The 25285-nt window shown below is 46.1% G+C and carries 22 protein-coding genes; 8 read left to right on the top strand and 14 right to left on the bottom strand.

The genetic code is table 11. The features are described 5' to 3' along the window. Positions 1 to 17 precede the first annotated feature (17 nt). The 3 genes from IEV16_RS08910 to tldD are packed head-to-tail and all read left to right on the top strand — an operon-like array spanning position 18 to position 5935. Positions 18 to 3686, top strand: coding sequence for a YhdP family phospholipid transporter (locus tag IEV16_RS08910; protein ID WP_188365350.1), 3669 nt, complete (start codon positions 18 to 20; stop codon positions 3684 to 3686). Beyond that, complete coding sequence (locus IEV16_RS08905; RefSeq protein ID WP_188365349.1) at positions 3679 to 4542, top strand: paraquat-inducible protein A; 864 nt, start codon at positions 3679 to 3681, stop codon at positions 4540 to 4542. Before IEV16_RS08910 ends, IEV16_RS08905 begins: the two co-directional genes overlap by 8 nt. After that, positions 4493 to 5935 (top strand): metalloprotease TldD, encoded by a 1443-nt coding sequence (tldD, locus tag IEV16_RS08900; RefSeq protein ID WP_188365348.1) that lies wholly within the window; start codon positions 4493 to 4495, stop codon positions 5933 to 5935. Before IEV16_RS08905 ends, tldD begins: the two co-directional genes overlap by 50 nt. Before the next feature lie 286 nt (positions 5936 to 6221). Here tldD and IEV16_RS08895 read toward each other — a convergent pair whose 3' ends face one another. Further along, entirely contained in the window at positions 6222 to 8336 is a 2115-nt protein-coding gene (locus tag IEV16_RS08895; RefSeq protein ID WP_188365347.1) for a prolyl oligopeptidase family serine peptidase, read from the bottom strand. Between the two features lie 109 nt (positions 8337 to 8445). Between IEV16_RS08895 and IEV16_RS08890 the strand changes: the two genes are divergently transcribed. After that, on the top strand, positions 8446 to 8943 hold the full coding sequence (locus IEV16_RS08890; RefSeq protein ID WP_188365346.1) for a peptidylprolyl isomerase: 498 nt from the start codon (positions 8446 to 8448) through the stop codon (positions 8941 to 8943). Positions 8944 to 8980: 37 nt separating this feature from the next. Here IEV16_RS08890 and IEV16_RS08885 read toward each other — a convergent pair whose 3' ends face one another. The 4 genes from IEV16_RS08885 to gcvT all read right to left on the bottom strand — a co-directional run bounded on the left by IEV16_RS08885 (position 8981) and on the right by gcvT (position 12416). Further along, positions 8981 to 9514 carry a DUF2937 family protein gene (locus IEV16_RS08885; RefSeq protein ID WP_188365345.1) on the bottom strand — a complete coding sequence of 178 codons (534 nt, stop codon included), beginning with the start codon at positions 9512 to 9514 and terminating at the stop codon, positions 8981 to 8983. A 71-nt stretch (positions 9515 to 9585) separates the two neighbouring features. Continuing rightward, positions 9586 to 10941 carry an aminomethyl-transferring glycine dehydrogenase subunit GcvPA gene (gcvPA, locus tag IEV16_RS08880; RefSeq protein WP_188365344.1) on the bottom strand — a complete coding sequence of 452 codons (1356 nt, stop codon included), beginning with the start codon at positions 10939 to 10941 and terminating at the stop codon, positions 9586 to 9588. A 7-nt stretch (positions 10942 to 10948) separates the two neighbouring features. Continuing rightward, positions 10949 to 11341, bottom strand: coding sequence for a glycine cleavage system protein GcvH (gene gcvH / locus IEV16_RS08875; protein ID WP_188365343.1), 393 nt, complete (start codon positions 11339 to 11341; stop codon positions 10949 to 10951). A 4-nt stretch (positions 11342 to 11345) separates the two neighbouring features. After that, a complete protein-coding gene (gcvT, locus tag IEV16_RS08870; RefSeq protein WP_188365342.1) occupies positions 11346 to 12416 on the bottom strand; it encodes a glycine cleavage system aminomethyltransferase GcvT in 1071 nt (356 codons plus the stop codon). 80 nt (positions 12417 to 12496) lie between these two features. On the opposite strand from gcvT, the gene IEV16_RS08865 reads away from it, so the two are divergent. Continuing rightward, positions 12497 to 13021, top strand: a complete 525-nt coding sequence (locus IEV16_RS08865; protein ID WP_188365341.1) for a cob(I)yrinic acid a,c-diamide adenosyltransferase — start codon at positions 12497 to 12499, stop codon at positions 13019 to 13021. 8 nt (positions 13022 to 13029) lie between these two features. Here the strand turns inward: IEV16_RS08865 and IEV16_RS08860 are convergent, their stop codons facing one another. Further along, positions 13030 to 14508: a cryptochrome/photolyase family protein gene (locus IEV16_RS08860; protein WP_188365340.1), complete on the bottom strand. Its 1479-nt coding sequence runs from the start codon at positions 14506 to 14508 to the stop codon at positions 13030 to 13032. A 165-nt stretch (positions 14509 to 14673) separates the two neighbouring features. Between IEV16_RS08860 and IEV16_RS08855 the strand changes: the two genes are divergently transcribed. After that, positions 14674 to 15786: an OmpA family protein gene (locus tag IEV16_RS08855; RefSeq protein ID WP_188365339.1), complete on the top strand. Its 1113-nt coding sequence runs from the start codon at positions 14674 to 14676 to the stop codon at positions 15784 to 15786. Positions 15787 to 15859: 73 nt separating this feature from the next. Here the strand turns inward: IEV16_RS08855 and IEV16_RS08850 are convergent, their stop codons facing one another. From IEV16_RS08850 to pdhA, 7 genes are all read right to left on the bottom strand, one after another. Further along, on the bottom strand, positions 15860 to 16528 hold the full coding sequence (locus tag IEV16_RS08850; RefSeq protein ID WP_188365338.1) for an HvfX family Cu-binding RiPP maturation protein: 669 nt from the start codon (positions 16526 to 16528) through the stop codon (positions 15860 to 15862). 10 nt (positions 16529 to 16538) lie between these two features. Next, the gene (locus tag IEV16_RS08845; protein WP_188365337.1) at positions 16539 to 17282 is read right to left on the bottom strand and encodes an HvfC family RiPP maturation protein; all 744 of its coding nucleotides are present in this window, start codon (positions 17280 to 17282) and stop codon (positions 16539 to 16541) included. Further along, a complete protein-coding gene (locus tag IEV16_RS08840) occupies positions 17260 to 18114 on the bottom strand; it encodes an HvfB family MNIO-type RiPP peptide maturase (RefSeq protein WP_188365336.1) in 855 nt (284 codons plus the stop codon). The genes IEV16_RS08845 and IEV16_RS08840 overlap by 23 nt, the downstream gene beginning before the upstream one ends. Before the next feature lie 9 nt (positions 18115 to 18123). After that, positions 18124 to 18600 carry an HvfA family oxazolone/thioamide-modified RiPP metallophore gene (locus IEV16_RS08835; protein WP_188365335.1) on the bottom strand — a complete coding sequence of 159 codons (477 nt, stop codon included), beginning with the start codon at positions 18598 to 18600 and terminating at the stop codon, positions 18124 to 18126. Between the two features lie 148 nt (positions 18601 to 18748). Next, the gene (locus IEV16_RS08830) at positions 18749 to 20083 is read right to left on the bottom strand and encodes a dihydrolipoamide acetyltransferase family protein (RefSeq protein ID WP_188365334.1); all 1335 of its coding nucleotides are present in this window, start codon (positions 20081 to 20083) and stop codon (positions 18749 to 18751) included. Beyond that, the gene (locus IEV16_RS08825; protein WP_188365333.1) at positions 20080 to 21060 is read right to left on the bottom strand and encodes an alpha-ketoacid dehydrogenase subunit beta; all 981 of its coding nucleotides are present in this window, start codon (positions 21058 to 21060) and stop codon (positions 20080 to 20082) included. Before IEV16_RS08825 ends, IEV16_RS08830 begins: the two co-directional genes overlap by 4 nt. Further along, complete coding sequence (gene pdhA, locus IEV16_RS08820; protein WP_188365332.1) at positions 21053 to 22135, bottom strand: pyruvate dehydrogenase (acetyl-transferring) E1 component subunit alpha; 1083 nt, start codon at positions 22133 to 22135, stop codon at positions 21053 to 21055. Before pdhA ends, IEV16_RS08825 begins: the two co-directional genes overlap by 8 nt. 325 nt (positions 22136 to 22460) lie before the next feature. Between pdhA and IEV16_RS08815 the strand changes: the two genes are divergently transcribed. Further along, complete coding sequence (locus IEV16_RS08815; RefSeq protein ID WP_188365331.1) at positions 22461 to 23309, top strand: tryptophan 2,3-dioxygenase; 849 nt, start codon at positions 22461 to 22463, stop codon at positions 23307 to 23309. Between the two features lie 57 nt (positions 23310 to 23366). Here the strand turns inward: IEV16_RS08815 and IEV16_RS08810 are convergent, their stop codons facing one another. Beyond that, on the bottom strand, positions 23367 to 24134 hold the full coding sequence (locus tag IEV16_RS08810) for a hypothetical protein (RefSeq protein WP_188365330.1): 768 nt from the start codon (positions 24132 to 24134) through the stop codon (positions 23367 to 23369). 332 nt (positions 24135 to 24466) lie between these two features. Here IEV16_RS08810 and IEV16_RS08805 point away from each other — a divergent pair, with 332 nt between their 5' ends. Further along, a complete protein-coding gene (locus IEV16_RS08805) occupies positions 24467 to 25204 on the top strand; it encodes a pyridoxine 5'-phosphate synthase (RefSeq protein ID WP_188365329.1) in 738 nt (245 codons plus the stop codon). Positions 25205 to 25285 lie beyond the last annotated feature (81 nt).

Here is a 25285-nt window from a genome sequence, read left to right as displayed (position 1 = left end):
CAAAACACTGTTAAACCATGACCAAAACCCGACGTCATCACTGGATTTTTAAGCTGTGGATTAAAATTCGTGGCTTATTGGCGTTATTGATTATTCTGGCTGGTGTGGCGGTGGGCTTGATGAGCCTGTTATTACCGTTTGATGGATTATACAAAGATCGTCTGGTTCAGTTTCTTGAACAGCAATGGCAAATGCAGGTAACGGTGGGTGAAATTGACGGCTCCTGGCAGGGTTACGGCCCCAGATTCCTGTTGCAGGATTTGTCATTACAGGGCGAGCAGTCTCTTCAGTTAAAATCAGCTCAGATTCAGTTAAATTTATACCAATGGTTAATACCGGGTGGTGAGCGGGGTATTGATTTGAGCATCAATGAAGCGGAACTGGCGATGATCCAAACCGGGGCTCAAGTCAGTATCAAGGGGCGTAAGGATGAACAAAAGCTCACACAAACGCTGGATAGGTTATTGCAAGCAGGGGCCTTGCGGGTACAGGCGTTAAAACTTAATTTTTTAAATGCACAAGATGAGCCGATTGTGTCCGATGTGACCGCTGATTTTTTATTGCAACAAGGCGAGCGGCAACGGGGTCTGCAATTATTAATTAAAGAAGCCGATCAGCAGGAGCTGGACATTAGAGCGGTGACTGATCGCGGCCGGCAAATCATGAAATCCGCGCAATGGTATGTGCGTTTTGAAGAAATATCGTTGGGGTTTTTACAGCCGTTTCTGGCCGTTGAAAACCTACCGGATGCGCGCATTAACGGCGAATTATGGGTCACCACCGAAGACGGCGTCATCACAAACGCCACAGGTCAATGGCACTGGCGACAAAGTGAACCAGATTTAAGTTTTGACCTGACCATGCACTATCTGGGGGATGCGCACAACGGATTCAATGAGTGGCAGATCAGTCAGGTGTTGATGAACAAGCAGCGATTTGCGGATTTCGCCTTTCAGGGTCGGTGGCAGGGTGATGTGGTTGATTATCAAAGTCAGTCTATTCCGGTACCCTGGCTCAGTCATCTGGTGATAAATTCGCTGTTGCCGAATGTGGACGATCAACAACGCACAACCTTAATCAACAACAGCCGGGGTGTTATCGACCGCCTTCACTTCAGCTATGATTACCAACAGCAACAACTGAAACAACTGACTGCTGATTTCAGCGATGCGGGTACCGCGATGCAGGATTTAACCGTCAGCGGACTGACCGGTCAATACCGTTTTCAAAACCGGCAAAGTCATTTACAAATTGATAGCCGTGATGGCGCTTTGGTTTTGCCAAAAGTATTCAGAGGTGCGGTCGGCTGGCAGCGACTGTTGATGCAACTGGGCTATGATCCTGTGAATAAGCAGATCAGCATCAATCAATTGTGGTGTGACTGCAGTGATTTTAGGCTGGATGCCAATGCGGTGGTGCGATTGGATGAGCAACCGTATTTTCAGGTCAGCAGCCACATCACTGATGTTCATGTGTCACAATTAAAAAATTATTGGCCCCACCAAGTTTGGAAACCGGATACCCTGGCTTGGCTGGATCAGGGTTTATTGGGCGGTACTGTCAGCCGTGCACGATTAACCGCAGCCGGGGAAATTCTGGAAGATACCTTTAAAAACGGCAGAGCTTTTTTGCAAGCCTGGGCGCAGGTGGATGATGCCACAGTGCGTTTTAATCCTGAGTGGCCTGTTGTTAACAATGTCTCGGCAGCGGTGGATATCAGTGACCACAGCATTGCCATCAATCTGGCGCAAGCCGTCACCCGGGACATTGATGTTCAGTCCGCTCAGATCAGTATTCCTGATTTTAGTGATGTTGAAGTGGTGGCTGACATCATTGCACGCAGTCATGACAATGGCTTGTTAAATTACCTGAGTCTTACACCGGTGGCTGCTGATTTAAGTTTACAGCAAGATATTCATCTACAGGGTCAACAGGAACTGTCGCTGTCACTGCGTATTCCCATTGAAGATGGTGACGGATTTTTAGTGGCGCCCCAAGGCCATGTGCGGTTAATCCATACAGAATTACAATGGCAGGATTTATTGTTATCGGACATCAACGGCCGCATAAAACTCGATGGTTTTACCTTAAAGCCACAACAATTAAAAGCACAGCTGGCAGGGCGTGATACTGTGATTACAGGTGCCATCAACACCCGCAAAGCAGGCACTGGACAAGTGGATTTACGATTGCTGGGTGATTACAGTATTCTGGACTGGTTCAGTTTTAACCAAACGCCTGAAGTGATGTCCGGTATTTCTGCCTGGCAGATTAAACTCAAAAGTCACCAAGATCAGGTCAAGCTTGAAGCAACGTCTGATTTGCTTGGCGTTTCGCTTCTGTTGCCACCACCTTTAAACAAATCCGCAGAAACACCCAAAAAACTCACTGTCATTTGTGATATCCCCTGTGACCAGGGTTCGGTTTTGATTAATTACAACCATGAAATTATGGCTGAAATAAGTGCCGATAATCAAAAATTTTCAGTCAATCGCATTCATTTCGGTGCTGAAGACGACAGCGGAGACAAGGTGCAAATCAGCGGACGCATCCATCAGCTCAATTTAGACCAGTGGTTGGAACTGGCGAAAAACTGGCAAATGGCCGAAACACAAAACGCGCAACAAAAATTATTGGCCACAGAAATCGAAGTGGAACAATTGGTTTTTATGTCCCGCAGCTGGTCCGAGGTCAACTTATCTTTGCAGGATGAAGCCGACGGCTTGTTGATTCATATTGACAGTGCGGCGGTCAAAGGCCGGATTAAAGTGGCCAATGATTTACAACGACGGGGTATTACGGTTGAATTTGATCACTTGCACTGGACCACTGCGGATGTTGAGTCATTGACGGAATCGCCGTCCGACAGTGATATACCCGATATCCATTTAGTGGCCGAAGAATTTAGTTTTGCCGGTGTGCCTCTGGGTCGATTGCGCATGGAACTGCGCAATGTGGCTGATGGCATAAAAGTAGAACAACTCAACATAAAATCCCCATTGCTGGAGCTGAATGCCACCGGTGAATGGCTGGCTTCTGAAACAGGTTTGGGTGTTTCACGTTTTAAAATGGTGTTTATTTCAGAAAAAATTGCCGATTTTTTACAACAAATGGATTTTAATCCCCCCATCACCAATGCCCAGACGTTGATTGAAATGAATGTGTATTGGCCCGGATTACCGGCGGCTTTTGACGTGGCTACATTGTCGGGTGATCTTCGCATTAGCATCGGCGAAGGTGAGGTTGTGGATCAGCAACCGGGATTTGGCCGGGTTTTGGGTTTGTTTAATTTGACTAATTTGCCGCGCCGTTTGTTACTGGATTTCAGGGATGTGTTGTCTGATGGCCTTCATTTTGAAGAAATGACGGGTGATTTTAAGCTCAATGATGGTGTGGCGCGAACAGATGATTTCCTCATTCTGGCATCGGCCGCCAAGATTCATATGCAAGGGTCGGTTGATTTTGTCGAAAAAAGTTACAATCAGCACATTATAATCCGACCGCAAATTGGTAAAACATTTCCTACCCTGGGTGCCATTGCCGGCGGACCGGTGGGTGCCGCCGCCGGTTTTCTGGTACAGGGTTTGTTGGGCAAACAATTAAAAAATGCCAATGAAATCAAATACCATGTCACCGGCCCCTGGAGTGAACCGGTGATTGAACTATTGGAACAAGACAATGAATAATGTGGTGTTATGGCGGGCGTTGTTTTTGGTAATCATGGTGGTCTTGTGCGCTTATTTTGCACAGCAATCGTGGCGCAATTCAATTCAGTTTGAACAGGAAATCATTACCTTGAATGAACAGCTCAGTCTCAGTGATAATTTAAAAACCACCGGCAAAAAGGCCCTGGAATGGCTGACCTTCAGCTGGTATGACGGTTACAGTGAACAGTTGGCTGAAATACAGGCTCAGCAGCAACGGGCAGAACGGACGCAATTTCTGGCGCATAAATACACCAAGCTTTTTATGGCCAGTTTTGTACTTTTATTTCTGTTAACGTTTATGTTGCCATCAGTGGCCACTTTAGCTGCCTTATTGGCCGTCACCACGGTGGCTTTAGTGACCGGATGGTTCGCCCCGATTTTGGCGATAGAGGCTTATCAGGAGGTTCCGGTTCTCGGGCATACCTTGTTTCAGTTTGAATCCAAGAGTATTGTTACGGGCTTACAAAAATTATGGCATAACAACCATCAAGTGGTTACCGGACTCATCTTTATTTTCACCATCATCACCCCCATAATGAAAACTGTGGTGATGGCCCTGATTTTAAGCAGCCGGCGTTTTCATTTTACTTCCGCCTGCGTTCACTGGTTACAACTGGTGGGTAAATGGTCGATGCTGGACGTATTTGTTATCGCCCTGTTACTGACTTATTTCAGCACCAAAGCAGGTGGTGCCACCGACGCCACCTTACAAATTGGTGTGTATTATTTTATCAGCTATGTATTAGCTTCCATGCTATTGTCATTTATTTTAAATTCGCGTATTTATGAGCAGCAAACAAATTCAACAAAGCTTTCTGGAACCGGGCAATCTTAGCCTCAATGATTTAGAACATTTACTGGGAGATGCCCTGAAGACCGGCGGTGATTTCGCTGATTTGTATTTTCAATCAGCCCGGGTGGAGTCCTGGGTGCTGGAAAACCAGCAGGTGAAATCAGGATCTCACCGTATTGATAAAGGCGTTGGCGTGCGTGTTAATGACGCTGAAAAAACCGGATTTGCTTACACCGATGTGCTGGATAAAGCAGCCATTGCGGCAGCTGTTGAAACGGCACGCAGCATTGTTCGTCATGGGCAAAATAAGGCACGCGGTATCCGTTTAAATACACAAAAAGCACCCCTTTTATACACCGCCAAAGACGTGCTCAGTGAAGTGGATAATCAAACCGTGATTGATTTGTTAATGCGCATGGACAAACAGGCCAGAAAACAAGACACACGGGTTAAAAAAGTGGTTTGTTCACTGGTGTCATCACAAGAAGAAATATTGGTGGCGGCCAGTGATGATATATTGGCCACCGACATTCGGCCAATGGTGCGGCTGACCATTCAGGTGATTTGTGTTGATGACAAAGGCCGCACTGAAATGGGTTATGCTGGGGGTGGTGGACGTATTTTACTTAAAGAAGTTTTTCAGCCGGGTTATGCCGATGCTTACGTACAGGATGCGGTGCGTGGTGCTTTAATTAACTTACAAGCGCAACCGGCACCGGCCGGTGTGATGCCGGTGGTATTGGCCGGCGGCTGGCCCGGGGTGTTGTTGCACGAGGCGGTGGGCCATGGCCTTGAGGGTGATTTTAACCGCAAAGGTTCTTCAGCCTTTGCCGGAAAAATCGGCCAGCAAGTGGCAGCCAAAGGTTGTACCGTGATTGACAGTGGTATTCTGCCGAATCGACGCGGTTCATTGCGGGTGGATGATGAAGGCACACCGAGTGCTGAGAATGTGCTGATTGAAGACGGTATTTTAAAAGGATATATGCAAGACAAGCTTAATGCCCGTTTAATGGGTATGTCACCCACCGGTAATGGTCGCCGCGAGTCTTTTGCCCATTTACCGATGCCGCGGATGACCAATACTTATATGCTGGCCGGTGACCATGATCCCGGTGAAATTATTGAGTCGGTTAAACGGGGCTTATATGCCGTTAATTTTATGGGTGGTCAGGTGGATATCACCAACGGCAAATTTGTGTTTTCAGCCTCTGAGGCGTATCTGATTGAGAACGGCAAAATTAAACACCCGGTCAAAGGCGCCACTTTAATCGGTGACGGGCCCACCGCGATGCAGCATGTCAGCATGGTGGGCAATGACTTACAATTTGATCAGGGCCTGGGCATGTGTGGTAAAGACGGCCAGACCATCCCGGTAGGCATCGGCCAACCCAGCATGAAAATCGACAAGTTAACCGTGGGTGGAACTCAGGTTTAAATAGCACTCTGTTTTTTTATTGGTTCCCTGAAAAGATAACCACAGAGGGCGCAAAGTTTTTCACAGAGGGCACAAAGTTGATTATTAAATTACTTTAACTTTGTGCCCTTTGTGGTTTTCAGATGACAGAGAACAGAAGACTGAAGACAGAATTAGATTAGAATAACTCACTTTAGATTTAGACACTTTAACGCTGTTGTTTAATATAGATTTTGTAAAGGTTATTCTAAAAGATGCTGGATGCCGGCCTGCATCGGTATTGCGGTGTGATACTTCGCATCACACCTTATTTCAGCTTCATCAATAAATAACTGTATATTAAAGCGCGTAGGTAAGCGGTTTGGTCGTTGTTGGAGGCACCGCCGTGACCGCCTTCGATGTTTTCATAGTAATAAAAATCATGACCATAAGCCTCCATCAGTGCCGCCATTTTACGGGCATGTCCCGGATGCACACGGTCATCACGGGTTGAGGTGGTGAAAAAGATTTCCGGGTATTTTTTATCTGATACTAAATTATGATAGGGTGAATAGGTTTTGATGTAATCCCATTGTTCCGGAATATCAGGATTACCATATTCACCCATCCAACTGGCACCGGCCAGTAGTTTATTGAAGCGTTTCATATCCAATAATGGCACCGCTGACACCACGGCATTGAACAGATCCGGACGTAACATGGTGACAGCACCGACCAGCAAACCACCATTAGAACCACCATAAATGCCTAAATGCTCAGGAGAGGTGATGTTTTTGCTGATTAAATCTTCCGCCACGCCGATAAAATCATTATAAGCCACCATGCGTTTTTCTTTCAGCGCTGCCTGATGCCAGTCCGGACCATATTCTCCGCCACCCCGGATATTGGCCACCACATAGACACCACCATTTGCAAGCCAATCAGTGGCAACGATGGATAAATAACGTGGACGCATCGACACTTCAAATCCGCCATAACCATACAATAAAGTCGGGTTTTTGCCGTCATAAATCATGTCTTTGTGATGAACCGTAAAATAAGGCACTGTGGCGCCATCTGATGTGGTCATAAAATGCTGTTCAACCACATAAGAATCTGCATTAAATTGTGCAGGTAACTGTTTAATAACTGATAGTTCTTTTTTATCAGCCTGGTAATGATATAGGGTGGATGGTGTCAGGTAGTTATGGTAATTGATAAACACATCGTTGTTGGTGTCAGAGGTGCCGCTGACCGAAACACTGCCCAGTTTGGGCATCTCAATCACTTGTTTTGACCAGTTATTATTGGGTTCAAACTGGTAAAGGACACTGCTGACATTATCAAGTGTATTAACAAAAACATAATCACGACTGGTTGTTACGTCGGCAATGGCCATTTCGTTAGTGGGTGCCATCACCACCTGATAGTCCGTCTGACCGTCAATTAAGGCCATTAACGGTGTGCTGACCAAGCTGCCTTGTTTATAGATGCGGTCGGTTAAATCCAAATCGGACTTTAGATTTATCAGCAGGTTTCCGTTGATTAAACCAGCCACATCGGCATCTTCTGGGATATTTAGCTGAATTGGTTGAAATTCTCCATTAAGTATAAATTGTCGTCCGCTGTAAAAACTTTCCGATTGGCGAATCATTAAATACTGATTGTCACCATCATAAAAGGTTATAGGCCAGATACCGACATCGCTTTGGTTGCCGGTGAATACGGTGTCTGCCTGACTTAAAGGTTCATTTCTTTGCCATAATTTGATAATTTTCGGGTAGCCTGAATCTGTGACACTGTCAGTACCGAAATCTGTACCCACCAACAATTGGTCTTGATCAACCCAACTGATACCACTTTTGGCTTCCGGCAAATAAAAACCATCTTTGATAAATTGTCCGGTGATTAAATCAAATTCACGGGAAACGGCGGCATCCGCACCACCACGGGAGAGATTAACCATACAACGGTCATAAGCAGGTTGACGACAATTAATGCCCTTATAAACCCAGTTTTCGTCTTCTTCATTTGCCAATGCGTCCACATCCAAGACCACCTCCCATTGCGGCTCATCCGTTTTATAAGATTCAAGGGTGGTGCGCCGAAAAATGCCACGAACATGCTCGTCATCTCGCCAGAAATTATAGAGGTAATCGCCCATTTGCGAGACATAAGCAATGCGGTCATCGGCATTCAGAATTTTTTTATTGGCCGCATATAATTGTGCAAATTGAGGCTCATTTTCTAACACCGCCAGACTGCGTTTATTGTGTTTTCTGACCCAATCAAGGGCTTTTTCACCACCGACGTCTTCAAGCCATAAAAAGGGATCGTGTTGAGAAACATTGATGTTTTTTGAATTATTTTCGGGTTTGTTGGGTTGCGAACAAGCGCCTAAGACTAAGAATGTTATAAAAACAAGGGTCAGATTTTTATGCATGGTTAATGGTGATTAAATTAAAACCTCATTATACACAACCAAGTCGGGTCATTGCCTTGAAATTAAATCAAATCATCCCATATTACTGTTTTTAAAATAAGCAACTACCATGACGATTCAAGCAACCATTAAAACCAATAAAGGCGACATACATTTAGATTTGTTCGCTGATAAAACGCCCGTGACTGTGGCCAGTTTTGTTAATCTAGCCAGGCACGGTTTTTATGATGATCTTAGTTTTCATCGGGTTATTCCAAACTTTATGATTCAGGGTGGTTGCCCGATTGGCACCGGCACCGGTAATCCCGGCTATCGTTTTGAAGATGAGATTGTACCGGGATTAAAACATGATAAGCCGGGTATTTTATCGATGGCCAATGCCGGTCCCGGCACCAACGGCAGTCAGTTTTTCATCACCCATCTGGCGACGCCGCATTTGGATGGTAAGCACACGGTGTTCGGTGAAGTCCAATCGGCAGCTGATATGGCTGTGGTGAATCAAATAGAAGGTAATGATGAGATTAAAACCATTGAAATCAGCGGTGACGTGGATACCTTATTGGAATCCCAGTCTGATCGTGTTGAAGAATGGAATCAGCAACTGTAAGCAATCAAATCATATGTTTTTGCAATCATCCGACGTCTCAGCTGTGAATCGTCGGGTGATTGTTTGAAACACTAACAGTCTTTTTACGTATCAGTATTTTCGGCAAGCTGATGACGCCGTTAAAAAACAAACTGAACAAAACACCACCCACCAGTCCGTACAGCCAGGACCAGAGGTTTATCGGCATGCCCGGGGTAAAATTACGGGCTGTACCTTTCACCAGATCTATGCGAAAATGACTGATGAAATAGGGTATGGTGTACCACAAGGGTTTGGTTTCATAAATTTCTGCTTCATGGGCCAGCGATTCACTGTTCACTATCAGGGTATTCAATTGTTGGGCCGAGTCGGCAATCACAGGATCCGGATTTTGCTTGAGTCTGGTGATATAGGCATTTAAATCCCCGTCGAAGTGACGATCTGCCAGCATTTGGTATTCTGCTATTTGTGCTTGTTGCGAGTCCACATAGCCGCCAATTCGCTGGGTGTACTGGTCAATAAATTGGGGTAACTGTAGAAACAGAATAACGCCAAAGGCAAAACAGATTTTATCCAACAGATTTTTGAGCATCCTTCAATTATAACAGCAGGTTAAAAAAACCGGCAACAAGGCCGGTTTTTTATGGGTTGAGGCAGGAATGTTTAGAGACATTCGGACAGAGCGGCCACAAATTCGTCTAAATCTTGTTCTGTTTTGGTTTCCGTGACACACAGCAGTATGCATTGGCCCAAAGCCGGATAATCCTCAGAGATATTAACGCCGGCCACATAACCTTTGGCGGCCATGTCAGCAATGATATCAGTCGCCGGTCTGTGTACCTGAATCACAAACTCATGAAAACAAGGGGCATCAAACAGAATCTTTAAGTGATCGAGTTTTGCCAGTTTGTTTTTCAAAATTTCGGTATTTTTTATGCAATGAGCGGCCACATTTCTAAGGCCATTGGAACCCAGCAATGCCATGTAAATGGTGGATGCGGTCACCATCAAGCCCTGATTGGTGCATATGTTTGAGGTGGCTTTGGCGCGCCGGATATGTTGCTCTCGGGCCTGGTAAGTGAGGGCAAACCCCGGTTTATTGTCCAAATCCGTGGTCATGCCGACAATGCGTCCGGGCATTTGTCGGACATAATCCTGTTGACAGGTTAAAAAACCGTAATAGGGGCCACCTGATGACAGCGGAACACCCATGGCTTGACCTTCGCCACAACAAATATCCACACCATGTTCTCCCCATTGACCGGGTGCGGTGAGCAAGGCGAGACTGATGGGGTTAACCACGCCAATCGCTAATGCCTTGTTGTTATGTGCCCAGTCGGTGAGCGCATGGACATCTTCATACAAACCAAAATAATTGGGCTGTGGAATCACAAGAGCGGTGATGTCTTCACCTGCGAAACGTGCCAGATCCTGTTGGTCAACCAAACCGGTGGTCGGGTCAAAATGGACCGACTCAAGCGTGATTTCCTGGTTATGCACAATATTGTGGGCCACCCGTTTGTAAACCGGATTCAGTGTGTCAGGCACAAGTATCCGTTTGGATTTGCTTTTGCGGTTGGCACGTACCGCCATTAAAATCGCTTCTGCCAAAGCCGAGGCGCCGTCGTACATAGAAGCATTTGAAACATCCAGGCCGGTCATATGTGCAATCATACTTTGGTATTCGTAAATAACCTGCAATGTGCCCTGTGAAACTTCTGCCTGGTAGGGGGTGTATGCGGTATAAAATTCACCACGGGTGGCAACCTGCCAAACGGCTGCAGGTATATGGTGTTCATAGGCACCGGCACCGGCATAGCAGACCGGTGTGCCATCTTTTTTGGCCAGCGCAGAGACCTTTTTGACCACCGCCATTTCCGGCATACTGTCGTCTAACTGATCCAGTTTGGATGACCACAGTTCTTTGGGAATTTCATCAAACAAATCATCAATATTGGCCACACCGATGGTGTTCAGCATGGCTTTGATGTCATCCTGTGTGTGGGGTATGAATGGCATAATGAATTTACTCTTCGTCTTCGATGCTGTTGCGGTAATCTTCAGCGCTCAATAAATTATCCAGATCAGATTCATCGTCCACTTCAATCACAAAAATCCAGCCGTCGTCATAGGGTGAATCGTTGATTAGTTCAGGTGTGTCCTCAAGTGCATCATTGATCTCCACAATGGTGCCGCCAATCGGTGCATATAAATCCGAAGCGGTTTTGACGGACTCAACCACACCGCATTCATCTTCCTGAGCGTAAGATTCATCCATTTCAGGTAATTCAACAAACACAATATCACCCAATTGGTCTTGCGCAAATTCGGTGATACCGACACGGTAACGCCCGGTTTCGATTTTTTCTAACCATTCGTGGCTGGCGGTATATGACAGATTATCAGGTACATAACTCATAATTTTATTCCTCTATTAATGATTGACCATTTCTAACAAAAGTGGGTTTAACAACCCGGCAGGGCAGTTGTTTTTTGCGTATTTCAACTTGCAGGGTGTCGGTTTTTAAAGAGGCCGGAATTCTGGCCAAAGCAATCGCTGATTCAGTGGTCGGCGAAAAACCACCACTGGTGATAACGCCGATTTCCCGGTCATTGTTAAAGAGATTCTGGCCATGACGTAATACGCCGCGTCCCGACAACACCAGACCGACCAGTCGCTGATCGGCTCCCTGCTGACGCTGTGTTTTTATCACGTTGCCACCGATGAAATCATAATTGTTTTTGCGCACCGACCAGGCCAAACCACAATTAACGGGTGAAATGGATTCATCCATGTCCTGACCGTAGAGGTGCATACCGGCTTCCAGTCGCAGGGTATCCCGTGCGCCGAGTCCACAAGGTTTGGCACCTGCCTGAACGAGCTTATCCCATAAACCGTTTGCCTGATTGTTGGGCACCAGTAATTCAAAACCATCTTCACCGGTATAACCGGTTCGACCAATAAACAAATCGTCTGACTGGGTAGCCCTGAATTTTTTTAAGTCGCTGAAATCAAAAGACAACACACTGTTTAACAGCTGTTCACTGTGCGGCCCCTGTAAGGCGAGAATGCTTAATTCTGATTGTTCTTCAATGGTTACCTTAAAATCATCGGCCTGTTGAAGAATCCACGCAAGATCTTTTTGCCGGGTGGCGGCATTGGAAATGATGCGGTATCGTTCGTCGGATTGTTTATAGACAATTAAATCGTCAATGACGCCACCATCTTCATTCAGCATGGTGCTGTATAAAGCCTGATTGACATCAGTTTTTTTGATGTCACCGGCCAACAGTTTATACAGAAAATCGGTGGCATCTTCTCCTGCGACATCGATGATGGTCATGTGAGAGACATCAAAAAGACCACAATGTTGCCGCACCGCATGGTGTTCTTCGAGTTGAGAGCCGTAATTTATGGGCATCTGCCAACCCCCAAAATCAACCATTTTTGCGCCCGCATCCAGGTGCGCCTGATACAAACTTGTTTTATTCATTGAATCATAAAATTGATTGCAAAAATTCCAGTCGAACTATACTCTATAGGCCTTATGAACTGCAACCAAAGTTTAACATAATGGCCAGAATTTATACCCGCAGCGGTGATGCCGGACAAACCGGCTTGGCCAATGGCAGCCGTATCGACAAGCAAGACCGGTTAATGGAAGCCATTGGTGATATTGATGAACTGAATGCCCATGTGGGATTAATCCGTGCTGACCAGCCCGAGGCAGACATTGATCAGCAGCTGGCCCTGATTCAGCATCAGTTGTTTGATGTGGGCGCGCAGGTCGCACAATACAAGGACAATCCGATTAAAGCCCATCACGTCAAACAGTTAGAACAATGGATTGATCAGCACCAAACCCGGTTACAACCAATTAAACAGTTTATTCTGCCGGCAGGTAATCGCATCGGCAGCCATGTGCATCTGGCACGCAGTATTTGTCGCCGGGCTGAACGCCATGCCTGGAAAGCCGCTCAGACGCATAATATTGAGACTGAAGTTATGCAGTATTTAAATCGTTTATCTGATTATTTGTTTGTGCTGGGGCGGCGTTTAAATGGTGGTGATGAGGTTTTTTGGCAACCCGGTCAATAATCGCTGATTCACAATCCGGCTAAAAAATCTTCGGCCACCGCTAAATGGGACTTTTTCTTGTGGGTATCCTGACGTAACCAGTTGCTGGCCATCATGGCGGTGCGCCGGTTATTTTTAAAGTAGTCAAGGTGTTTGTCGATAATCCGCCAATACAAGCCATCCCACACTTCACACCAGTCACCGCTTGCATAATCGCTCATCTTTCTGATGTAGTTACTGCCAGAAATATACGGCTTAGTGGACATCAGTCCGCCATCGGCGAACTGGCTCATACCGTAAACATTGGGCACCATCACCCAGTCATAGGCATCAATAAACAATTCCATAAACCACCGGTAAACAGCCTTTGGGTGAATTTCACACAAAAACATAAAATTCCCCAAAACCATCAAGCGTTCAATGTGGTGACAATAACCGCTGGACAATACTTTGTGAATGGTTTGATCGACCGGGTCGATACCGGTTTCGCCGTTATAAAAACCCTTCGGCATCGGGCGCTGATGGTTCCATGCGTTTGAACAGCGTTGCTTTCGTCCTTTGAAATGGTATAGACCGTGAATGTATTCCCGCCAGCCGATGATTTGTCGGATAAATCCTTCCAGAGAATTGATGGGGATGTGGTGTTCTTTGGCTTGGGAAAGTACCGCTGAAATAACCTCTTTGGGTGTGAGTAAACCGATGTTCAGCATAGGTGTCAACAGACTGTGATTTAAAACCCGCTGGTCAAAACAAATGGCGTCCTCATAAGGACCGAACTCAGCCAGTCGGTGCTGCACAAAATCAGCCAGCCAGGTTTGTGCCTGTTGGTGGGTGATTGGATAAATGAGGTCATTGTCCTGTGCCATCGGAAAACCGTAATGATCACCAAAATACTCTTCGGTATAGTGTGCTGCCTGCTCATGATAGCTTGTCCAGTTGGCTTTTTTGAGCTTTGGTGGTTGCTTGTTTTTGGGGTATTTTTTACGGTTTTCACCGTCAAAACTCCATTGACCGCCACAGGGTTTATTACCTTGCATTAACAGCTTGTGCCGCCGACGTTGTTGCTGGTAAAAATGATGGTGAAAAAGGTTTTCATGGCCTTTAAAAAATGCGGCCAAATCTTCAGTTTTGTTGAGAAACAGATGTGACGGTATGGTATTGATATCCAAACCTCGGGATTGACAGCCCTGTCGTATCTGTTGATTAAGCCAGTCATCATGTGTCGGGTAAATATTCAGACGGTCAATATTATTGTTGGCCAGGTGTTTGATTAACTCATAAATGTCAGCCAGCGGCGTGTGGGCTTCGATGTAATGTATGGAAGCCACATGGGGTTCAATAAACGCCTCATACGCTTTCATCGTGGCCCGGTGGAAAGCGATTTTTTGCTTGTGAAAAGGGTACTGATTAAAAAATAAATCAGTTTCAACCAGATATATTGAGTGGTTTTTAATGGCCGATAAATCGGCAAATAATTGGTGCGGAAAAATGATTGTGGCTGATTTCATACCTCAATTTTTCCTTTTGTTCAGTGAAAAACAGGTCAAAATGACAGTTTATGTCAATATTCTGACTTCATGATGATTTTTAACCGTTAAAATAAACATCTGTACGGAATTCTGTTTGAATATGATAAAATCTAAACTTTCAACCTAAAACGAGAGGAATCGTCTATGAAAAAATTATTGTTAGGATTGTCATTGTCGGCCTTAGCCGGTACCGCATTGGCACAAGAATATGATGATCGTTGGCATTTATCACCAACTATAAATTTCACCGCCACTGACGGCGAAAAAAACATTGAATCTCAGTTTGGTGTGGGTTTGGGTTTGGGTAAATTCATCAATCCCAATTGGACCCTGGATTTTGAAATTGACCATGCCAGATTTGCCAATGAAGGTCGTGCCGGCTCCATGAAACAAACCGGTTACGGACTGATGTCTCGTTATCATTTTAATCAGGGCGATAGTCTCAGACCCTTTATTGGTATTGGTGCCGGATTATTGAATCATGATGGTCAGGGTCCTCGCGTCAGTTCTGATGACTGGATGTTAAACCTTGGTGTAGGTATCCGTAAAAACGTGAATGATCGCATTGATTTTATCAGTGAGGTTAAATACCGGCTGGATACCGATGACTACACCGGTTCTGCCAGCAGTTATGATGATTATATGTTCTCAATGGGTGTCAGTATCGCTTTGGGTGAAGCCCGTCAGGCGCCGGCTGCAGAAGCGATTGAACCGGCACCGCAGTTAGATTCCGATGGTGATGGCGTCAGCGATCAAATGGACCGCTGTCCAAACACACCGGCAGGAGTCGAAGTTGATGAGTACGGTTGTCCCATCACTGACGGAGATGATGACAATGACGGCGTGCCTAATTCACAAGACAAATGTCCTGACACACGCGCCGGTGCGGTGGTGGATAAAGACGGTTGTGAAGTTCAGGTTGTGATTGAACTTCAGGGTGTTCACTTTGATTTCGACAAAGCCACCTTACGACCCGAATCCATCAAGATTCTGGATGCAGCGGTGAAAACGATGGGTGAACACGGTACAATCCTTGTTGAGGTGGCCGGTCACACCGATTCCATCGGTACGGAAAGTTATAACCAGGATTTGTCTGAGCGCCGTGCTAAAGTGGTGTATGACTACCTGGTTGATAAAGGCATAGATGCTGATCGTATGACCTGGAAAGGCTATGGTGAAAACAGCCCAATTGCCACCAATGAAACCGATGAAGGTCGTCAACGCAACCGACGCACTGAATTACAAATTCAAAATTAATAAAGACATTCAGTGTAAAAATCAAAAGGCCGCTTTATCAAAGCGGCCTTTTTTATGCACTACAATGTTCGGGTTAACCCTGTGGTGTTATCCAATGATTGCCAATCAATAATAAAAAACCAATCGCAGCAATAAGCGTGCTTAATACCGGGAAAAAGAACACCAGTGGTACGGCTAAAATCAGTAATGCCAATCCTTTAGAAATAAAGTCAGACTGTTGAGGTGGTCGTTCATCACATCCAATCAGATAATTAAGTAAATAATCCAGACTGAGTTTACCGCCGCCAGAAAACACCAGAGGCAACAGCATCACCATAAAAATCAGGGGTAATTTAAAATTGCCGTATCCGTCGTTGCTGATGGCATAACCTTGCCACAGTTGGCTCAATGAGTCGTAAGATTCCGGCCAGTGTACGGCATAAAGGGCCACTGCCGTGATTACAATCATTGCCATCGCGGCAAAACGGGTGAATAAACCCAGCAACAACAGCACGGCAAAGACCACTTCTCCCCAGGCGGCCATTAACCACAGCGTATCAGGATGCAGGGATCTGAAGACCGGTGGAAAATTTTGTTGAATAGCACCAAACCAATTGTCACCATTGAGTTTGCCGACACCGGCTTCATAAAATTCCCAGAAAAGAATGGCGCGCAGAAAAAAGGGCGGAAGCCATTGGCCTGCGCTATTTAAACGAGATTTGAGCGGTTGCCAAACACGATTGATGATGCGGATTAATTTCATGAAAATTCTCTTATTGGGTGTTGATGATGATGTCCTGACTGTACCATTTAAGCAATTGATGACGGCCGTATTCAATCATTTTATTGTCCGGATGTATTTTATTGTCCGCCAATACAGATAACAAAGCCTCAGTGCCGTTTAGATCTGTGGTGATTAATTGTTCCAAAAGTCGCATAGACAGTGGGCTTAATTCAGCAAAATGTACATTACCATCCCGGTTCCTCCAGACCACAAGATGACATGGTTGTGAATGTGTAGGCTGAAATGTATGACCTATTCGGTGAACCGGGTATTGATAATTGCGGGCATATAAAAGCGGTGAAATGACGGGTGACTGAGACTGCAGTAAGTCCTTGTTTAGTTTACGGTAGTTCGGTTGCAGAGGACTTTTTTCGAGATCAAGTTCAAGCCATTCATAGTCAGCCAGTTCAGCCACAAACGGCCGTTTGTCATCTGCTGGCCGGTTTTTTAAAAAAACTACAAATTCATCGGCAATATCGGTGAAATAGGGGGTTTTATTGTATTTAGGCTGATAAAAACTGCGTATGAGCTGTTGCCATTCTTCTCGATTATACAAAGTAGCCAGAACCGGAAAGGTCTGTTTTATCAGGTTGTTAATATTGTTAAAAAACAAATCCCGATAAACCTGCATGCGTTGCTCATCAATGCCCTGAGGTTTGGGGTACTTGTCCGGGTTTCGTATATGGGCCGCAAAAGCCAGCTGGGTTGTTTTATGCGTGTGATAATCTGGCATGGCGGGCTTGGTGCTGAGATTGTAGGGACCTGATACGTTGAACCTCATTAAGCAACGAGCCCAGTTGAGGAAAATCAAAATCCCGTTCCAGTAGTGTGGGGAACAGACCATGTCGGTGGTAACTGAAATCCAAAAGTGCCCAAACCGGATCAATAACATCACTGCCATGGGTGTCAATAATGAGCTGTTCAGACTTTTGTTCATGACCTGCGATGTGGCCATAAACGATGCGTTCGGTGGGTAACTGACGTATAAAATCACGGGCATCGTAGCCATGATTCACACTATTGACATAGACATTATTAATATCCAAATGCAGGTAACAATCCGCACGTTTCAACAGCGCCGACATAAAATCAAGTTCTGTCATGTCACTGCCGGGTTGTCTGAGGTAATAGGAGGCATTTTCTAGGGCGATGCGTTCGCCCAGAATGTCCTGCACCTGATGAACCCGATCGGCCACATAAGCAACCATTTCCTGATTAAAAGGAATGGGCATTAAATCATACAATTGACCGCCATCCGTGCAGTAAGTATTGTGTTCGGTATAAAGGGGACAGCCGTAGCGTTGCTTAAAGGATTGAATTTGCTGCACCAGATCAAGGTTAAGCGGATCTGGTCCGCCAATGGACAGGGACAAGCCATGTAATACAACAGGAAAGCGTTCGGCCAGCGCATCAAAAGCTTGTCGGTGGCGCCCCCCCAGTTGAACCCAGTTTTCCGGTGCCACTTCGAGAAAATCAAGAGCCGTCAAATCATCGGCTTTAGCCAGTGCCGGCAGGATCGATCGTCTCAATCCCAAACCGGCACCGGATAAACTGGCTAAATTCATATCAATGGATTAATGGCCACATTTACCTTCGCCGCATTTGCCTTCGGCCTGTTTGTCGGATTTCGTGTCGGCTTTTGGCTCATCTTTGGCTTCATGTTCGCCACACTTACCTTCACCGCACTTACCTTCAGCCTGTTTGTCACTTTTGGCTTCATGCTCACCACATTTGCCTTCACCGCACTTGCCTTCACCGCATTTACCTTCGGCCTGTTTGTCACTTTTGGCTTCATGCTCACCACTTTTGCCTTCACCGCACTTGCCTTCACCGCACTTACCTTCGGCCTGTTTGTCATCTTCGGCTTTCTTTTCACCGCATTGACCTTCACCAACCGCTACTTTTCCCATTATAGTTGTGTTTAGGTTGTTGTAGCCATTGTCAAGATCGTGTTGCAGAAAAGGATTGTCGGCGGCGGCAGTGCCCGCGCCCAAAGCACCGACTGCGCCGGCTAATGCCACATTGAGGGTGGTTAAATTGTTGGTTTTCATTTTTTCTCCTGATTGGTAGTAGATACTTGGTTTAACCTCAAAAAAAAGGTTTTTTAATGATAGCATGAAGTTGAGGCTCGGTGCGTGAAAAAAAATTCAAAAAAAAAGCCCGACCATTGATCGGGCTTTTGACTGACTGGATGCTGATTTACTGGCTTTTTTGCAAGTCTTTAATCATGGCTGCCAGGAAGCGAGCCGCTTCACCACCGGTCACAGCGCGGTGATCAAAAGTCAGGGATAATGGGATGGTGCGGTGGGCTTCCATACCACCCATCACCGGCACCACTTCATGGCGTAATTTACCCGCAGCCACAATGGCCACACACGGCGGTGTGATTATAGGGGTGGCATAACGACCGGCATAAACCCCGAAATTAGACAACATGAGCGTGTAGTCTTTCATGGATTCCGGTGGAATGCTGCGGTTTTTCACCTGTTCTTTAATCACATTCATTTCTTCGCGAACCTGCTGGGGTGTTAAGGTTTCACAATTGCGCATGGTGGGTACAAACAAGCCGTCTTCGGTGTCCACCGCTATGCCAATGTCCACATGGGAAATGATTCGGCGTGCCAGTTTGTCGCCGTCAAACCAGGCATTGAGGGCCGGTTCTGCTTGGGCCGCTATCACCAGAGAACGGATTAAACGACCGGTGATGTCCTGACCGGGTTGCCAGGCATGGATATCGGCATCGTCCATAATACTGGTGGGCACAATGGTGGCATGGGCGTTTTGCATCACCCGCGCCATGGTGCGGCGGGATCCTTTAACCTGTTGCCATTGATCATCAGCTTGCGCTTTTGGCGTGGCGGGTTTGGCTGAAGGGGCTGCTTGTTTGGCTGCCGGCCGAGTCGGTGCCGGCTGGGCTGTGCTTTTCTCGGTGGCTGACGCTTGAGCCTGACCTGATTGGGCTGCTTTTTTAACATCACTGGGACGAATAACGCCACCGCTACCGGTGGCTTCCACTTGGGATAAATCCACATTAAGCTTTTTCGCCAGTGCACGCACTGCAGGCGCGGCTTTTTTGCCGCCGAAATCGGTCATACTGTCCTGAACCGTGTCGGAGGTTTCCATCTGACCCACCACCGTACCTTGTTTTTCTTCAGCGGCAGCCGCCGGTTCTTCTGCGGGCACGTCATTAACCCCGTCTTTGTCTAAATCCATCAGCACCTGTTCGGCTTCTTGCCTGAGTTTACTGGCTGAATCAGTGTCTTGCGATTCGGTTTGTGCCTCAGATTGTTTATTTTCGTGTTCGCCTTCAAATTCAATCAGTGGCGCACCGGTGTCAATCACGTCACCGGGTTCACCGTATAATTTTTTAACCACACCGTCGTGGGGTACCGGCACATCGACCACCGCTTTAGCGGTTTCCATGGATACCATCGGTTGGTCTTCTTTAACATTGTCTCCGACTTTAACATGCCATTCAACAATTTCGGCATCGGGTAAACCTTCACCTAAATCGGGTAATTTAAAAATACTCATGAAACCTCCAAAACTTGGTTAACTGCTTTTAAAATCCGATCTGTGGTCGGCATGTATTTCTTTTCCATTTTAAACAACGGCATAATGACATCATATCCGGTGACGCGTTTAACCGGGGCATTCAGGTCATATAAGCCCTGATCAGCCAGATTGGCGGCAATTTCAGAAGATAAACTGCAATGGCGCGCGGCTTCCTGAATAATCACGCAACGACCGGTTTTGGCCACGGATTCGGCGATGGTGTCCATATCAAGCGGACTGACGGTGGCCACATCGATGACTTCAGCAGACACACCTTGTTCGGCCAGTTTATCAGCCGCTTCCAGGGTTTCTTTCATCATCGCGCCCCAGGTGACAAGTGTCACGTCTTCGCCTTCACGAATAACATAACACATATCCAAGGGGTACTCTTCGCCGTCATTTTCGACTTCCTCTTTACTCCAGTGGTATATGCGTTTGGGTTCTAAGAAGATAACCGGATCTGGGCTGCGGATGGCAGCCAGTAACAAACCATAGGCACGGGTCGGCGAAGAAGGAATCACCACCCGCAATCCCGGAATATGGGCAAATAGGGCTTCGGTACTTTCTGAATGATGCTCCGGCGCATGGATTCCGCCACCGTAGGGTGCGCGAATGACCAGCGGACAGGTTAAACGTCCGCGGGTTCGGTTGCGCATGCGGGCCGCATGACACACAATGTGTTCGACCATAGGGTATATAAAGCCCATAAACTGAGCTTCGGCAATCGGCTTCATACCCTGCGTGGCCATACCCACGGCCATTCCGGCAATCATGGCTTCGGCCAGTGGGGTGTCAATCACCCGGTCTTCGCCGTATTTTTGAGCAAGACCTTTGGTGGCGCGAAACACACCACCGTTGATGCCCACATCTTCGCCCATAATGACCACGTCCTTATCATGACCCAGTTCGTAGTCCATGGCCATGGTAACGGCTTCCACTAAAGTCACTTTAGCCATTTGACTTCTCCTCTAAATCTAATGCATATTGTTTTTGTGCCGCCAGCGTATGCGGCATCTCGGCAAACATATAATCGAACATCGAGGCCACGCCGGGGTTACCGGTGCTTAAATATTCATCCACCGCTTCATTGACTTCTTTTTTACAGGTTTCCAGTAGTTGATTTTCCAGTTGTTCATTCCATTGTCTGTTGTTCATTAAATATTTGCGCATACGTTTAATTGGTTCAAATTGCCGGGCATTTTCGACCTCATCGTCCGGCCGGTAACGACTGGCGTCATCGGCGGTGGTGTGGTCGCTCAGTCGGTAAGTAATGGCTTCAATCACGGTGGCACCTTTGCCTTCATAAGCCCGTTTTAAGGCGTCTTTAACAGCAGTGTACACAGCGATGTAGTCATTGCCATCCACCTGAATAGACGGTAAGCCGCCGGCCAAGCCTTTCTGAGCCAGGGTTCGGCCTGATGATTGTTTCTTACGTGGTACTGAGATGGCCCATTGGTTATTCACAATCATTAAAACCATTGGTAAGGTAAAGGCACTGGCGGCATTGATGGCTTCCAAAAAATCACCTTTTGAACTGCCACCATCACCCACCACTGAAACAGCGGCGCGTTTTTCACCGCGTAATTTCATGGCCAATGCCGCGCCGGCAGCATGGGTGCACTGAGTGGCTATCGGCACACACCAGGGAAAATCATGTTGCGGTCCTGAAAAATGACTGCCACGTTCATCACCACCCCAGTAATTGAGCACTTCAGACATTTTCACACCCCGGTAAAACTGGGCACCGTATTCTCGGTACATGGGGGCAAATACATCTTCTTCTGCCATGGCCGATCCGATGCCGATATGCACCGCTTCATGCCCAAGACAGGAGGCATAGGTGCCGAGTTTGCCAGTGCGTTGAAGTGCAACCGCTTTACTGTCAAAAGTGCGGGTTAACACCATTAATTCATAAATGGATTTTAATTGGTCAAAATCAGTGGCAATACGTGGTTTTTTGTCCCCCACCAACTCACCGTTTGGGGTGAGGTATTGTAAATAGTCGATATTGAACGAAGCAACTGTAGTCAATTTCACTCTCCGAATTATTGGATTGGAATTATCATGCCATAAACCCGCGAGCATATACGGGGTTGTGATGGCAGGCGGCAGGCCCGTTTATAAGACCGACCGCATTGCCGGTGACTTGAATCATCCTGTGTCTGGGCATACCTTATATATAGGTCGTCTTTACCGACCTGCTAAGCGCTGTATATTATAAAGTAAACGCGGTTATTAATAAAGAGAGCAGGTCATTGAACGCATCTTTATAAATCATCCTAAAAACTTGATTTGAAACAATGCGAAATGAAGACCAAACTTTTACAATAGACGGTTACAGATAATTATTTGCATTATGAGCCACGAAGACAATCTACGGGATTTAGAAACCGACATTAAACTGGATTTGTCAGAACGACAAAATTATGGCGGCTACCTCTGTTTGGATCGCTTGTTATCCGCGCAAAAGCCCTTAAGCCACCCTGAGCATCATGATGAAATGCTGTTTATTATTCAGCACCAGACCTCGGAACTGTGGTTAAAACTGATTATTCATGAGCTCAAAGCGGCCATTGACTGGATTCAGCAGCACCGTCTTGGTAAAGCCTCTAAAATTTTGGCGCGGGTAAAGCAAATTCAAAAACAGTTGTTTGAGCAATGGGCGGTACTGGAAACACTGACTCCCAGTGAGTATGTACAGTTTCGCGGTGTCTTCGGCAATGCCTCAGGCTTTCAGTCGCTGCAATACCGGCAGGTTGAGTTTTTACTGGGTAACAAAAATAAAAAAATGTTGTCGGTTTTTCCCGAAGGGTCAGTGTCAAGGCGGGTATTGCAATCGGTTTTAGAAGCACCCAGCGTTTATGATGTTTTTATTCGTTATCTGGATGAAAAAGACTATCCGTTGGATGATGATTTGGTGCACCGTGATTATACCGAGCCACATCGCTATAATGAATCACTGATGAAGGCTTTGCTGGAAGTTTACCGTCATCCCGAACATCATTGGACGGTGTACGCCTTGTGTGAGCAGTTGGTGGATGTGGAAGAGTCTTTCCAGTTATGGCGATTTCGGCATATGAAAACCGTGGAAAGAATCATTGGTTTTAAAACCGGCAGCGGCGGTTCTTCGGGCGTGGGTTTTCTGAAAAAAGCACTGGAATTAACCTTTTTTCCTGAATTGCTAAAACTCAGAACCGAGTTATAAAGAATGCGCTGAGATTGCGGATTTTCACAATAACCTAAGGTATAAACGGGTATCCGGTCAGTGATTTTCCGGGTCCGACATTTCATTAAACTGAAATTGACACAAACCAATTTTTGGGTAAGTGCCTTCAGGAACATTCGCCACGTATTCATTAATAAGGTTTTCGACATTTTTTTCAAACAGACTTAACCGGTGTTTGATCTGTTGTTGCAGTCGGGCTTGTTTTCGGGGCGGTATTTGACTGGATTGCAGGGTTTTTTGGGTCAGTAAATCGCCGTCTTGACCAAACATTTTTTTGAAAAAGGTTTCAAACAGACGTTGGGTGGTGACATCCACCTCATCAGCCAGTTCAGCTTGCAGGGATAATTTTTGGTGAAGGGCATCGGTGATGCGGTAACGGTTTTTTTCTGGTGTCAGCATTTCAGCCTGTATCAGCTCGTTAATCACGGCTTTGGCACGAATATGGTGACCGTAAATACCATCAATAATCTGACTCAAGCGGGCCATACTCAACGTTTTTTGTCCGCCGGCTTTACATTTTTGCAGAGCCAGTATAACCAGATCCATTTTATTAAAACCTTTTTTATGTTTTAAGGCTTTGTTGTGTTCAGCCACTTTACGCCGGTCGATGCCCGTTTTTACGGCAATGGCCTGGTTGGTGGCGGTGCGGTTTTCCTCGCGCAATAATTCCTTAGCGGCCTGAATATAGGCAAACTCGATATTTTCTTTAAATTCATGACACTGTAGTCCGAATTTAATGACCATTTTGGTCACGGGAACCAGGGCTTTTTGTAATTGAATTAGATGGGTTTGGGACGTTGTCATTGTTTTTTGTGCGCATATTTGTACACAATATTAGCATGGGGCTAAAAATATGTACAATGGTTTCACCTTGAACAGACCCACATTGACTATCTCATTTCGCAAAAATGTGGGTGTTCACAGGGGAGGTATAATTAAAATCTCCAAAATGGGTTATCTATTTTTGACCCGATGCGGTGAGCCAATACAGAGTTTTGTGGGTTGACGTTTTCTCTCTGTATTGGTCTCGCCTTTACTCACATCACCTTATCTTTTTCCGTCTGATTTTTTTGACGTGCCATCCTATCTCAGGATACGTTAAAATGTCGTTTTTTTAGAGAATGTTTTTTCCTGTTATGACAGCGTTAAGTGTGAATCTCAATAAAATTGCATTATTGCGAAATTCACGGGGCCGTGATTATCCTAATGTGGTGGCCTATGGGCGATATTTAATTGATTTGGGTGTACAGGGCTTAACCGTTCATCCAAGACAGGATCAGCGCCACACCAAAGACCGCGATGTCCATGATTTACGAGAATTGGTGGCGGCTTTTCATGGCATAGAGCTTAATGTAGAAGGCTATCCGGATGAGCGGTTCTTGCAATTAATTTTGGCCAGCCGCCCCCATCAGTGCACACTGGTACCGGATGCCCCGGATCAATTGACATCGGATCATGGCTGGGATTTGCATCAGCATTTTGATCAAATAAAGACGCTGGCGGAACAACTGCGACGTATCGGTGTTCGCAGTTCGATATTTTTAGACCCCGATTGTCAGCAGGTTGAACTGGCGGCCAAAACCGGCGTCGATCGCATAGAACTTTATACGGAAGCTTATGCAAACGCCCATGCGCAAGATGATTATAATGACACCTTACGACAATATCGCCGGGCAGCCAATCTGGCCACGCAATTAGGCCTTGGGGTGAATGCCGGACATGATCTGGATTTAAACAATTTGGCTGACTTCTTGACCATACCCTCTATTTTAGAGGTTTCCATTGGTCATGCCCTAACTGTTGAAAGCCTCTATCAAGGGGTTGATTCGGTCATCAAACAATACTTACAAATTTGTTCTGCTAAGGCGCAATAGCACGGGTAACGTGTTATAATCCCGCTCCTTTTTGACAACCCGCAAAGCGTAATTTATCTTTGTGTTTATTGGATTTAATTA

Origin of the sequence: Marinicella pacifica, from assembly GCF_014636635.1 — a bacterium.
Taxonomy (GTDB): Bacteria; Pseudomonadota; Gammaproteobacteria; order Xanthomonadales; family Marinicellaceae; genus Marinicella; species Marinicella pacifica.
This window is presented reverse-complemented; position numbering and strand designations above follow the sequence as displayed.